14 protein-coding genes are annotated in these 12,154 nt (G+C 70.7%); 4 read left to right on the top strand and 10 right to left on the bottom strand.

Annotation, left to right across the window (positions count from 1 at the left end; genetic code table 11):
- The first annotated feature begins 131 nt into the window (after positions 1 to 131).
- The gene (locus tag ACIQK6_RS31340; protein WP_329106921.1) at positions 132 to 704 is read left to right on the top strand and encodes a MaoC family dehydratase; all 573 of its coding nucleotides are present in this window, start codon (positions 132 to 134) and stop codon (positions 702 to 704) included.
- Positions 705 to 843: 139 nt separating this feature from the next.
- Here ACIQK6_RS31340 and ACIQK6_RS31335 read toward each other — a convergent pair whose 3' ends face one another.
- From ACIQK6_RS31335 to ACIQK6_RS31320, 4 genes are all read right to left on the bottom strand, one after another.
- The gene (locus ACIQK6_RS31335; protein WP_329106919.1) at positions 844 to 1,671 is read right to left on the bottom strand and encodes a CoA ester lyase; all 828 of its coding nucleotides are present in this window, start codon (positions 1,669 to 1,671) and stop codon (positions 844 to 846) included.
- Positions 1,671 to 2,201: an ATP-binding protein gene (locus tag ACIQK6_RS31330; RefSeq protein ID WP_329106917.1), complete on the bottom strand. Its 531-nt coding sequence runs from the start codon at positions 2,199 to 2,201 to the stop codon at positions 1,671 to 1,673. The genes ACIQK6_RS31335 and ACIQK6_RS31330 overlap by 1 nt, the downstream gene beginning before the upstream one ends.
- Before the next feature lie 104 nt (positions 2,202 to 2,305).
- Positions 2,306 to 3,199 carry a LysR family transcriptional regulator gene (locus tag ACIQK6_RS31325; protein ID WP_329106915.1) on the bottom strand — a complete coding sequence of 298 codons (894 nt, stop codon included), beginning with the start codon at positions 3,197 to 3,199 and terminating at the stop codon, positions 2,306 to 2,308.
- Between the two features lie 60 nt (positions 3,200 to 3,259).
- Positions 3,260 to 4,201 carry a helix-turn-helix transcriptional regulator gene (locus ACIQK6_RS31320; RefSeq protein WP_329106913.1) on the bottom strand — a complete coding sequence of 314 codons (942 nt, stop codon included), beginning with the start codon at positions 4,199 to 4,201 and terminating at the stop codon, positions 3,260 to 3,262.
- Positions 4,202 to 4,346: 145 nt separating this feature from the next.
- On the opposite strand from ACIQK6_RS31320, the gene ACIQK6_RS31315 reads away from it, so the two are divergent.
- Positions 4,347 to 4,982 (top strand): YbhB/YbcL family Raf kinase inhibitor-like protein, encoded by a 636-nt coding sequence (locus ACIQK6_RS31315; protein WP_402696005.1) that lies wholly within the window; start codon positions 4,347 to 4,349, stop codon positions 4,980 to 4,982.
- 148 nt (positions 4,983 to 5,130) lie between these two features.
- Here ACIQK6_RS31315 and ACIQK6_RS31310 read toward each other — a convergent pair whose 3' ends face one another.
- From ACIQK6_RS31310 to ACIQK6_RS31295, 4 genes are all read right to left on the bottom strand, one after another.
- Positions 5,131 to 5,487, bottom strand: coding sequence for a tyrosine-type recombinase/integrase (locus ACIQK6_RS31310; RefSeq protein WP_329108268.1), 357 nt, complete (start codon positions 5,485 to 5,487; stop codon positions 5,131 to 5,133).
- Positions 5,488 to 5,654: 167 nt separating this feature from the next.
- Complete coding sequence (locus ACIQK6_RS31305; protein ID WP_402696003.1) at positions 5,655 to 6,062, bottom strand: hypothetical protein; 408 nt, start codon at positions 6,060 to 6,062, stop codon at positions 5,655 to 5,657.
- 602 nt (positions 6,063 to 6,664) lie between these two features.
- Positions 6,665 to 8,188, bottom strand: a complete 1,524-nt coding sequence (locus ACIQK6_RS31300) for a flotillin family protein (protein ID WP_402696001.1) — start codon at positions 8,186 to 8,188, stop codon at positions 6,665 to 6,667.
- 87 nt (positions 8,189 to 8,275) lie between these two features.
- Positions 8,276 to 8,785, bottom strand: a complete 510-nt coding sequence (locus ACIQK6_RS31295) for a hypothetical protein (protein WP_329106905.1) — start codon at positions 8,783 to 8,785, stop codon at positions 8,276 to 8,278.
- 273 nt (positions 8,786 to 9,058) lie between these two features.
- On the opposite strand from ACIQK6_RS31295, the gene ACIQK6_RS31290 reads away from it, so the two are divergent.
- A complete protein-coding gene (locus ACIQK6_RS31290) occupies positions 9,059 to 10,960 on the top strand; it encodes an NAD-binding protein (protein ID WP_329106903.1) in 1,902 nt (633 codons plus the stop codon).
- Between the two features lie 102 nt (positions 10,961 to 11,062).
- Positions 11,063 to 11,239, top strand: coding sequence for a hypothetical protein (locus ACIQK6_RS31285; protein WP_329106900.1), 177 nt, complete (start codon positions 11,063 to 11,065; stop codon positions 11,237 to 11,239).
- Positions 11,240 to 11,536: 297 nt separating this feature from the next.
- Here ACIQK6_RS31285 and ACIQK6_RS31280 read toward each other — a convergent pair whose 3' ends face one another.
- Positions 11,537 to 11,746 carry a hypothetical protein gene (locus ACIQK6_RS31280; RefSeq protein WP_329106899.1) on the bottom strand — a complete coding sequence of 70 codons (210 nt, stop codon included), beginning with the start codon at positions 11,744 to 11,746 and terminating at the stop codon, positions 11,537 to 11,539.
- A gap of 2 nt (positions 11,747 to 11,748) precedes the next feature.
- Positions 11,749 to 12,069 carry a hypothetical protein gene (locus ACIQK6_RS31275; protein WP_402695998.1) on the bottom strand — a complete coding sequence of 107 codons (321 nt, stop codon included), beginning with the start codon at positions 12,067 to 12,069 and terminating at the stop codon, positions 11,749 to 11,751.
- Positions 12,070 to 12,154 lie beyond the last annotated feature (85 nt).

Here is a 12,154-nt window from a genome sequence, read left to right as displayed (position 1 = left end):
TGACGAGATGACCACCGCCCGATGCGTGGCGCGCATGGCACGAGGAGGCGGCTCGGCCATGCGTGTGGCACATGGGCCGGTGCACATCCCGTCATTTCACAAGCCGCCCTCGACGTTCCGAGGATGAGGTCATGACGAACGAGAAGCACAGCCGCCCCGACCAGGACCGCGCCCCCGTAGAGGGCTGGCAGGGTCGCTATTTCGAGGACTTCGCGGTGGGAGACGTGTACCGGCATCCGCTCGGACGGACCGTGCTGGAGACGGACAACTCGTGGATGACCCTGCTCACGCAGAACACCGCGCCGCTGCACTTCGACCGGCACTACTCGGCACAGACGGTATGGGGCCGCCCCCTGGTGGACTCCACCTTCACCCTGGCCCTGGTGACCGGGCAGAGCGTCACCGACATCTCCCAGCATGTGATGGCCAACCTGGGATGGGACCGGGTCCGCCTGCCGAACCCGGTCTTCGAGGGCGACACGATCTACTCGCAGTCGGAAGTCCTGACCGCACGAACCTCCTCCAGCAGGCCCGACGTCGGCATCGTCAGCGTGCGTACGATCGGCTTCAACCAGGACGGCGTCATCGTCATCACCTTCGAACGGACGCTCATGGTGTACCGGCGCGGCCACGGGCCGTCGTTCGCCGACGTGCGGCCCGTGTGGGACGAACGCTCCAGGGCGGCGGCGGGCCTGGAGAACTGACCGGGGCCGCCACGAACGCGGGTGCTTCGGCCCGCTTCCCCCATGGCACAGGGACCCGCCGGCCTCCTCGCAGGCCGGCGGGTCCCTGTACGACCAGCGGACGGCGGCCGGCAGCGCACCCGCCGACGGCCGCAGCGCCCTACCCGTCCACCGCTGCCGCGAACTCCAGCAGGTCGCGGGCGTGGTCCAGGCGAGGCCGGTCGATCATCTCGCCGTCCACCCGGACCGCGGCGCCGTCACTGTGCGCGGCCTGTTCCAGCACCCGGCGGGCCCAGGCGATCTGTTCGGGAGCCGGGCTGTAGGCGGCGTTCACGACGGCTGTCTGCGCCGGGTGGATGCAGAGCTTGCCGGTGAATCCGCCGGCCCGGCTCGCGAGCGCCTCGGCGCGTACCGCGGCGATGTCGTCCAGGTGCATGGCAGGGCCGTCTACGGGGCCGCGCAGTCCGGCCGCGCGACTCGCGATGACCAGCCGAGTCCGGCAATACGCCCACGCCTCGGGCGCGTCGCCCAGACCGGTCTCCCGGCGAAAGTCGGCGACACCGAAGGCGAGGGCGAAGGTGGCCCTCTCGCGGGCGATGGCGAAGGCGTTCTCCATGCCGAGCGAGGTCTCCACCAGGGCGACGACGGGTGTACCGGCCGGCAGGAGGGCCGCCGTCGAAGCCACGTGCTCGGCGTGCTCGGCCTTCGGCAGCATCACCCCGGCGAAGGCGGGCAGGCCGGCGACGGCTTCCAGATCATCACGCCAGTGCTCGCTGGTGCGGTCGTTGATCCTCACCCAGACCGGTGCGTCCACGGCGCCGGGGCGGGTGAGGTGGTGGCGGGCGAGCGCTTTGCGGCAGGGGGCGACGGCGTCTTCGAGGTCCAGGACGACGGCGTCCGCCCCCGGCCGGTCCCTGCGTGGGTATCGATCGGGACGGTCAGCCGGGGTGAACAGCCACGAGCGGGCGTACCGGGGAGCAAGGGCCATCACGTCCCCCCGTGGGGAGCGGGCGGGGTGAGGCGCAGGTCGGCCCGGACCATGTGCCACTGGCCGGACGTCGTGATCCGGAGGCGATCGGCGAGGTGGTCGACGATGGTGAGCCCCCGCCCGCACTCCCCGGCCGGACGGGCCGTGGAACCGGCCGCTCGCGCCCACGGAAGGGCGCCACCATCGCGTACGTCGATGCGGAGCGTCACCCCTTCCAGGGACAGCCGAACGGCGAGCTCCGCGCCCCCGTACTGAGCGGCGTTCGCACCGAGTTCGCCGACGATCAGGAGGGCCGACTCGCGGTCGCAAGCGGCCACGCCCCAGAAGGCCAGCAGGGACGAGGTGAAGTGCCGCACCTCGCGGACCATGTTCTTCTCGGCCGCTACGAAGACCGCTCCCAGCAGGGGCGCGGTCCGCTGCGGCTCCGGTACGGAAACCGTCTCGGCTGCACCGGGTCCAGGAGCCGGGTCCCGCGTCGGGTACCGGTTTCCACACGACCGCACAGGGACGGTGGTGGCATCAATGTTCATAGGACGATCCTCGGACCGGGAATCAGCCCTGTGAAATGACGCTTCTCATGCCGTTCGATGCACTGCGCGCATGTGGCCAGGTCACTGGCCCAAGGCCGGATCCCTCAGCCTTCGGAGGCCTGCGCGGTGGAGCGGATGTAGTAGTGGAACCGCGCCGCGACCGCGGCGCGCGGACCGCCTGCCTGCGCGATCACCCCGATGGTCCGGAAGGCCCCCGGGTCCGCCAAGGGGACGGAGACGGCGCCTGCGGGGTGAGCGGACGCGTCACCGGTGGCGGGCACCACGGCCACGCCGAGTCCGGATGACACCAGCGAGCGGAGCGTGCTGAGTTCGGTGCACTCCATGACGATCCGCGCGGTGAAGCCGGCCGCCTCGCACAGTTTGTCCGCGACTTGGCGCAGGCCGAACTCCGGCTGAAGCGCGAGGAAGTCCTCCGCGGCCAGCTCAGCCAGCCGTACCCGGTGGTGGGAGGCGAGACGGTGGCCCACGGGCACGAGAAGGGACAGCGGCTCGTTCTGCAGCGGCGTCCAGCGCAAGGTGGTGTCGGCGGGACGGGGACTGGTGATGCCGAGGTCCAGCCTGCCTTGCCGCACCCCGTCGACGACGGCGTCCGCGGCGCTGCCGCGCAGCTCGAAAGTGGTCGCCGGTGCGATCGCGTGGTACCCGGCGAGGAGTGCGGGGACCAGCCAGGTCCCGTAGGAGTGGAGAAAGCCGAGGGTGATGGTCCCGGTGTCGGGATCGATCAGGGTGGCGATGCGCTGTTCCGCGCGGTCCATCTCGCTGATGGCACGTACCGCGTGCGCCCGGAACACCTCACCGTACTTGTTGAGGTGGAGCCGGTTCTGCTTGCGGTCGAACAACGCCACCCCCATCCGCTTCTCCAGGCGGGCGAGCGCACGGGAGAGGGTGGGCTGGGCGATGTTGAGTCGTTCGGCCGCGGAGGTCACGTGCTCGCACTCGGCGAGAGCCACGAACCACTGCAACTCTCTGATCTCCATGGAACCACCCTACGTGTGGTGCGTGATCCCGCCACGGTGCCGTCGGCGGCACGGGCACGGTCACCGCCGGCCGGGCCGCAGGCGGGGAGCCGGCCCGGGCTGCGCGCTGCCACCGGGCAGCTCGGGGTGCCGGGCCTGGGCAGCAGGCAGAGCGTGCAGACCGGGACCGCCGAGGGTGCCGGCGCGATCGGCCATCAGCCTGCGCAGACACGTCTCGGCCGCCGTGTCGGCCGGTGTGAGGACGATGAGGCACTGCCCGGCCCCGTCCAGGGTGGCCAGTGTGTCGTAATGGACGGTCAGTTCGCCGACCGAGGGATGCCTGATCCGTTTGGTGCCATGAGCGCGCTGTCTGACTGTGTGGTCGTCCCACCAGAGGGCGAACTCCCTGCCGGTAGAGCGCAGTTCCCCGATCACTTCCAGCAGCCGCGGTTCGTCGGGGTGGCGTGCGAGCGTGGCGCGCAGGTTGCCCACCGTCTCGCGGGCCACCCGGGCCCAGTCCAGCTGCATCTCCCGCATGCGGGGCGACAGGAACAGCATCCGGGCCACGTTGTCCGCGACGCCGGAGCCGAAGTCCTCGCCGAACAGCGCGGCCGCGGCACTGTTGTGGGCCAGTACGTCGAACCTGAAGTCGACGAGGTAGGCGGGCAGGAGCGGCATTCCTTCCATCAGGGCGCGCAGCGACTCGCTCACCGGCAGGCACTCGGGGCGGGGCACCGGCGCCTCGCCGCGGGCGATCACGTGCAGGTGGCGGCGTTCGGCGGGCGACAGCCGCAGCGCCTGGGCGAGGGCGTCGAGCACCGCGGTCCCGGGCTCGCTCGCCCGCCCCTGCTCCAGCCGGACGTACCACTCGACGCTGACGGCGGCCAGCTGGGCGACCTCCTGGCGCCGCAGACCCGGTGTGCGGCGACGTCCCTGGACCGGCAGTCCCACGTCGTCCGGCTGCAGCCGCGCCCGCATCGCCCGCAGGAACTGCGCCAGCTCCTCGTTGCGCCCCGTTCGCATGTGCACCACACCTCATCATCGCCCCGCAACGCGGCCCCCTGTCCACAGCAGAGAGTGGTACGGCGCATACCAGCATCCAGAGGGCCTTCCCCCACTGTCCGCCCGGTCCGGACCATCGGTCCACCACCGAGATTCAGGAGGACCGATGAAGAAGTCCCTGCGCACGGGCGTGGCAGCGGCCGTCGCCGCCGGTGCCGCGCCGGCCACCGGTGTGGCCCTGACCGCTTCCGGAGAACCCGAGCCCACCACGCCCTCGACCGATCGCCTGGGCTACGGATACACCAAGATCCGCAGGGGCGTACCCGACTCCGCCGAACGCTTCACGGTGACCAGCCCCGACGTGCGCGACGGCGAGGCGCTCCCCGCCGACACCTGGGCCGACGCCTTCGGCTGCACCGGCGACAACCGGCAGCCCCGGCTGTCGTGGAGTGGCGCTCCGCAGGCCACCCGCAGCTACGCGATCACCATGTTCGACCCCGACGCGCCCACCGGAGCCGGATTCTGGCACTGGCTCGTCTGGGACATCCCCGCCGGTCACACCGGCGTGGACACCCAGCTGCCGGCCGATGCGATCACCGGAATTGGAGACTCCGGAAAGGCCGGCTACCTGGGGCCCTGCCCGCCCGGTGGCGACCTCACCCACCACTACGAGATCTCCGTGTATGCACTCGACGTACCCACGCTCGGCCTACCCGCGTCCACGCCGCCGACCGTTGCCGCGTTCACAATGTCCGGCCACATCCTCGGATACGCGCGGATCACCGGCACGGCCCGCCGCTAGCCTGTTTTGCACCCCCGAGCTGACTCCCGTGCTGGTTCGGTGCTGACTACGCAGCGTTGAACTCGGTCATTCACGGGCGGACCGAACCCTTTGCGTTGCCCGTCCGGCGATGCGGCCGGCTGGGCGAGACCGGTCGCGCCACTGGGCGTCAAGCCGCTTGGGCCACGGCCTCAACCTCGAGTGGCAGGCTCAGCTCGGTTTCACGCGTGAAGACCGAATCCATCAGGGCCCTCAGCCGTCCCGGGGTGTCCGGCATCACGTGCGCGTACGTCTCGTGGGTGATGCGTGGATCCCGGTGCCCGAGCCACTCGGCCATATCCGTCACCGGTACCCCCTTGGACAGTCCCGCCGAAGCGAAGAAGTGACGCAGCCAGTGCGAGGTGATTTTCCTTGTGATGCCCGCGCTCTGCTCGGCTCTACGCCACAGCCGGTCGACGAGCGAGTACATGAGCATGTTGGTGCCCCCGACATTCGAGAAGAGGTAGTCGCCCGGAAGTCGATTCACCGCATCGCCGACGCACAACGTTCCAAAACACGTCCGAACGACGAGTGCGCTGCGCGCAGGTACTCGCCGATACGGTGATCTGCACGGGGTTCAGGGCGGCTGTGCTGATGCCTTCGCGGTGGTCTGGTGACCAGAGGCGGCCTTCTGGTGTCCACGCAGACGGAACGTCAGCTTTGTGGCGGCACGCCGGACCCGTCGCTGTGGGCCAGGCGGGCGAGGACCTTGGCGTACACCGTGGTTGCCGCTGCGGTGACAGTCGTTATGGACGCCAGCGCGAGGATTCCCATCAGCGCGGGCCACTGCCGCAGCTCATCGCTTCGGCAGACTCTGTCCTGAGGCGACGGATCGCCGAGCGGCCCCTGGCACACAGCGTGGGTCCCCTTGTATGAGGACACCTCGGGGCCGTAGTCGGCGACCATGAGGAAGATGAAGCATCCCCAGATCAGCATGGCGAGGAGCATCCAGGCGATCGACCAACCCTCGATGCGGCGCGCGTCCCGGGCCCTCTTCTCAGCCCTCTCTGGTGCGGTGTCTTCAGGAACCGACACTTCCAGAGGTGTCTCATCGGCTTCCATTCGTCCCCCTCCTGCTTTCAGTTAACGATCATCAGTTCATCACAGCCTGATCGCGCACCCTGGACTGACGTCCCCAGAAGTCGTGGCCGGACCTGCGTCTTTGCAATGGGGAGCGCAGCTCCGCAAACGCGAGGCAAGCAGGGGATCGCCGCCTCACGGACCGGAGGGATGTAGGGGCTGTGGAACGTGGGAAGAACGTGCTCCACCGTTCCAAGACGCTCGGCAGCTCTCGGGGCCACGCACCGGCCGATTGGCCGCTCAAGGCTCGGGCGGGCTGGTGGGCAGCGGGGCCGGCCAGGGTGTGGGGGTGCTCGCCGGTGGTGGCCACGAGTATTCGTATCGTGGCGGACTCCATGTGGGCGCGGGCTCCGGTGCGAAGGGGCCTGCCCGGTTCGCCATGAGGAGCATCATCGTCCCGGCGAAAAGCAGGGAGACGATGATCAGGGTGAGTCCGATGGGGTTGCGCGGGTTGTAGTAGTACCTCTGGGTGCCCCACTTGCTTCGTTTGAAAACCGGCTCACGGTCGTAGTTCACCTGGCATCCCCCTCGCTTCGCGCTCGCGTCTTGGGGCCCGCTCTCAGCGGGCCCCAAGGATGTGTGAGCTAGCCGGCGATTTCGATCTTGCCGTTGGATGAGTTGGGCTCGGGCATGGCGGACGTCTTGGCGGTGGTCAGGCCGCCCAGGAGTTGGGCGAGGTCGACGCCTGTGGTGGAGGAGAGAAGTTCCATGCCCTGGGCGACGTTGTCGGTGACGGTGCGGGAGAGTTTGCTCGCGCCGTCGGTGGAGATGACGGTCATCTTGTCGATGGCGGACAGCGGTTCGGCGGCCTTGGCCACGACTTGGGGCAGTGCCTCGACCATCATCTGGATCATTGCGGCGTCGCCGTAGCTCTCGAAGGCGTCGGCCTTCTTCTGCATCGCCTCGGCCTCGGCCGCGCCCTTGGCCGCGATCGCCGCCGCCTCCGCGTCGCCCTCCAGGCGGACCGCGTCGGCGATGGCCGCACGGCGGGCGCGTTCGGCCTCACCGCGCTTGGCGCCCTCGATGGCTTCGGCCTCGGCGAGGGCGGAGCGGCGCTGCTTCTCGCCCTCACCCGTCAGGCGGGCCCGCTCGGCCTCCGCCTGGGCGGCGGCGATGGCGGCGAGGCGCTCGGCCTCGGCCTGCTTCACACGGGCCACCCGCAACGCTTCGGCCTCCTGCTCCGCCTGGTAGCGGCGGGCATCGGCGGGCTTGCGGACCTCGGTGTCGAGCTGTCGGTCAGTCAGTGCCGCCTGGCGTTCAGCGACCTTCTCCTGTTCGGCCAGGATCTGCTGCTGCCGGTCGGCGTCGGCCAGCGGGCCTGCCGCGTTCGCCTGAGCGGTCGCCGCGTCGGTCTCGGCCTTGATCTCGGCCTGGCGCAGGTACAGGGTGCGCTGGGCGACGGCGATTTCCTCCTCGGCTTTCAGGCGGGCCTGTTCGGCGGCCTGGCGGGAGTTGGCCTCGGCGATGTCGGCTTCCTGCTTGGCGCGGGCGGCCTCGGGACGGCCGAGGTCCTCCAGGTAGGAGCCTTCGGTGGTGATGTCCTGGATCTGGAAGGCGTCCAGGACGAGGCCCTGCCCGGAGAGGCTGGCCTCGGCCTCCTCCGCGACCTGCCCGGCGAAGGCGGCCCGGTCGCGGATGATGTCCTCGACCGACATCCGTCCGACGATGGCCCGCAGGGCGCCGGAGAGCACTTCCTGGGTGAAGCCGACGATGCCGTCCTGCTGCTGGAGGAAGCGCTGGGCGGCGGCGCGGATGGCGTCCTCGTTGCCGCCGACCTTGACGATCGCCACGCCTTCGAGGTTCGCCTTGATGCCGCGCAGCGTGACCGCTCCGCGCACGGCGATCGGGATGTGCCGGCTGGACAGGTCGAGGGTGTAGCGCTGCTGGACGAACGGGACGACGAACACCGCGCCACCGACCACGACCTTCTGACCGGTGTTATCGGTCGATATCCGCCCGGTCTCCGGATCGGTCGACCGCTTGCCCCGGCGCCCGGTAATGATGAACGCCTCGCTGGGTCCGGCAACCTTGTAGCGGGTGACGACAACGAGGGCGAGCAGGACGAGGAGTACGACGACTCCCACGACCGCGGTGACAACAGGACTCATGGTGGTTCCCCCCTGCCTCCCGGAAGGGGGCAGACTCAAGGGTTGATGGAAAGAGGATCGGAAGGTGGAAGGCTCTGGTGGTGCTGCTCAGCGCTTGACGGCGCGGACGTTGACCGAGGTCGTGGACGGCGTGGCCGTCACCCAGATCTCGGCCCCCCGCTCTATCGGGGCGTCGGCGGTCGCGGCGTACTTCAGCGGCTGGCCGCCGAACGACAGCAGTACCTCGCCGTAGCCGTCGGCCGGGATGGCGGTGACCACCCGGCCCGCCGAACCGACGAGGTCCGCATGGTGCGGGGCGCTGCCGTCGCCGTCCCGTTGCAGGGCCCGGCTGAAGCGGTATGTCGCCCAGCCTGTGCCTGCTCCGGCCACGGCCCCCGCGGCGGCTGCCGCTCCCGGCCCGAGACCCGTGGACCCCAGCACGATCGCCCCCGTGAAACCGAGCATCGAGACGAAGCCCGCGACCACCGGCAGCGACAGCCACCCGTCGAACAGTCCGTCCAGGACGCCGTCGAAGACACCTTCGAGGACCCCGTCGAACACCAGTGAGGCAGCGAGCAGCACGAGCCCCCCGATGCCGAGACTCAGAAACAAGCCCATGAGCACCCCCGCTGTCGCACCGCTGTCCTCCCTGGACAACGGCATCGTGGCAGCTGGGAAGGGCCGCGCACATTGCCAGACTCCGGCAATCTTTACGCCTCTTTGACGCACGTGGTCGAGGTTACGGGGGCCGGGGGCCCGCTTGTCAGCCGGCCGCGGGCTCCGCTTGGAGCGTCGTAGCCGGAAAGGGGGCGCACGTGGGTGCTGGGTACAAGGCATCCTGGGGCCGTGTCGAATTCCTTGCAGGCTCAACTCCCTCTTCCCGCTGGTCAGATGGTTGTCTGTGGCGATGACGGTCTGGCCCGTCGGCTGGCCGCCGAGCTGCGCGACGTGTACCGGGAGCAGGTGACGCTCGTGGTGCCGGCGGGCGTGCACGCGCCGCACGGGGCTGTCGGCCGCTGGAGCGTACGGAGTCTCGGACTGCGCGGGCGCGTACCTGGCAGCAGGCAGGCAGGGCGGGCCGAGGCAGAGCGCGTCGGTAGCCGGGATCTGCGTGTCGTGGAGGCGGCGGAGCCGGATGAGGAGGCGCTGGTCATGGCGGGGGTGGCCGGGGCGGCCGCGCTGGCGCTGGTGTACGAGGATGACGACACAAACCTACGGGCCGCGCTCGTGGCTCGTCGGCTCAACCCGCGGCTGCGGCTGGTCATCCGTCTGTACAACCGCAAGCTCGGTCAGCACCTGGAGGAGTTGCTGGACCAGGCGGCGGTCGTCGCCGAGCCGGGTATCGACCTGCGCGAGCTGGACTCGTCGACGACCGTCCTTTCGGACGCGGACACCGCCGCGCCGGCGCTCGCTGCCAGCGCGATCGCCGGGACCAGCAAGGTCATCCAGGCCGACGGCCTGCTGCTGCGTGCGGTGGAGCGTACGCCTCCGGGGCGGGGCGAGGTGGCCGATCCGGGCCTGTGCACCCTGGCGCTGCTGTCCGCGACCGCCGCCGATCCGGCCGGAAGCGAAGGTTCGGACCGCAGTGGTGACCAGGGGCCGCAACTGCTGCCCGACGACCGGTCGGTGGCCGCCGCGACCGGCCGCGGCATCGTTGCGCTCGAGGCGATGACGCATGCGGGTCCGGCCGTGGCGGGGCGGCGCCTGGCCGCGGCGTCGCTGCCGGTGGCGTCACTCTTCTCGCGGCGGCTGCGCTGGTCGCTGGCCGGCATCGTGGCTGCGGTGGCAGGCCTGGCGGTGGCGGCCTGGCTGACCACCGGCGACCATCCCCTGCACGCCGCGTACATCACCCTGCTCGACATCTTCGCGATCAACGACCCGGCGGTCGACGAGGCTCCCGAGCGCAAGACGTTGCAGATCCTGGCCGGCTTCGTCGGCCTGCTGCTCCTGCCTGTGCTGGTCGCGGCCGCGCTGGAGGGCTTGGGGGCGTTCCGCAGCGCGACGGCGCTGCGCCGTCCGCCCCGCGGACTTTCCGGGCATGTGGTCCTGTTGGGGCTCGGCAAGATCGGGGCCCGGGTCCTGGTCCGGCTGCGGGAGTTGGAGATCCCGGTGGTGTGCGTCGAGTCCGACCCGGAGGCCCGCGGTCTCGCGCTGGCCCGCCGCATGAGGGTGCCCGTCGTTCTGGGGGACGTCACCGAGGAGGGCGTGCTGGAGGCCGCCCGGATCCACCGCGCCCACGCGCTCCTGGCCCTCACCAGCGCCGACACCACCAACCTGGAGGCCGCCCTGTACGCGCGCGCGGTCAGGCCGGACCTCCGGGTCGTCATGCGACTGTTCGAGGACGACTTCGCCACGGCCGTCTACCGCACGCTGCGCGCCGCGCACCCGGCCGCCCTCACCCGCAGTCGCAGCGTCACGCACCTGGCCGCGCCCGCCTTCGCCGGCGCCATGATGGGCCGGCAGATTCTCGGTGCCATCCCGGTGGAGCGGCGCGTGCTTCTCTTCGCGGCCCTGGACGTCGCCGGGCACCCGCAGCTGGATGGCCGTACCGTCGCCGAATCCTTTAGGCCGGGGTCCTGGCGGGTGATCGCCCTGGACAGCGCTTCGCCGGAGGAACGGCTACCGGACCTGTCGTCCACGCCCGGCGAAGCGGCCGAACCCCACGCCCGTCTGGTGTGGGACCTCCACCCGGGCTTCGTCCTCAAGGCACAGGACCGGGTCGTCCTCGCCGCCACACGCCGGGGGCTGGCCGAGCTCCTCGGCCGCCAGGACGTCCACGCCTCGGGCTCCTGACCGGGACAGCTGCGGTGGAACCTGCGGCCGGTGGCCCTGTACCGTGCGCCCGGGCCGTGGGAGCCTGGTGGTTCGACTCTCTCCCTACCAGGAGCACTCCCCATGCCTCGCCCTTCCCGAACCGGGCGTCCCTCGCCGCTGTTCGCCTTCGGCGCCGTGCTGACCGCAGCCGGAGCCGCGATGTACGCGCTGCCGGAGTACAGCCGTGCGCTCCTCGCTCTGTGCGCCTTCGCCGCGGCGGCCGCGGCGGCCGTGTGGATCTCCGCCGAGCAGCGGTGACCGGTTTGCGCCGCACGTGATCCGGCAGGGGCCGCGGCACGCGCACTCGCCTGGTCACGGCGTACGAAGGGGGCGTAGACGGCAGGACGGATGCGGAGGTGTGAAGTCATGCGGCAGCGCCGGATCAGGGTGGCGGCCGCGTTGAAGTGGATGCGGACCTGCAAGGACGGCCGCCTCGATGCGCCGGGTCTGACCGCGCCCACAGCCCGGCTCCTCAGCAGGCTCTCCATACCTCGCGTCGGGTGGGCACGAAGGCCCCTCGCCGCAGGTTCCTCCGCTCGGCTCCACGCCGGGCGGTCAGGGGCTCTTGCGGGTCGTCCCCAGCATCGCGAGCCCGGTGAGCAGCAGGGAGAGCCCGATGACCAGGAAGGGGAAGCCGGGGCCGGGAAGGACGTACAGGGCGACGCCGGCCAGGGTGGTGGGCGTTCCTGCGATCACCATGGCGATCGCCAGGCGGCGCTCGGTGATGTTGCGGCGCGCCCACGCCGTGATGCTGCGACCTCCCATGGTCAGGCCACCTGCTTGGTGCCGGCTCGCCGCGCCGTGCGCTCGGCCTGGATGAAGCAGCCGACAGCGGCCGCGATGAGGACGAAGCCGAGGACCGTGCAGGCCATCACGGCATCCGCAGATGCGTCCAGCATTCGGGGGACGGCGTTGAGCGGCATGAGGGTGTAGAGGGCGAGGACGGCCCAGGCGTAGGGGCGGGCGGCCGGTCGCCGCCCTCGCAGGCCGCGTGGCGTCCAGCCGGTGAGGATCGCCACGGGGATGGGCAGCGCGAGCAGTGTGCCGGCCGCGAGGGCGATCGCGTGGTAGGTGGGGTTGCCGTTCATCGGTACCTTCCTGGATCGGACGCCCACGATAGACGGTGTTTCGGTGGCACGTTCATGCCGGAGTCCGGCAACCTTCCGGTTCGCT

Origin of the sequence: Streptomyces sp. NPDC091682 (genome assembly GCF_044756625.1) — a bacterium.
GTDB lineage: Bacteria > Actinomycetota > Actinomycetes > Streptomycetales > Streptomycetaceae > Streptomyces.
This window is presented reverse-complemented; position numbering and strand designations above follow the sequence as displayed.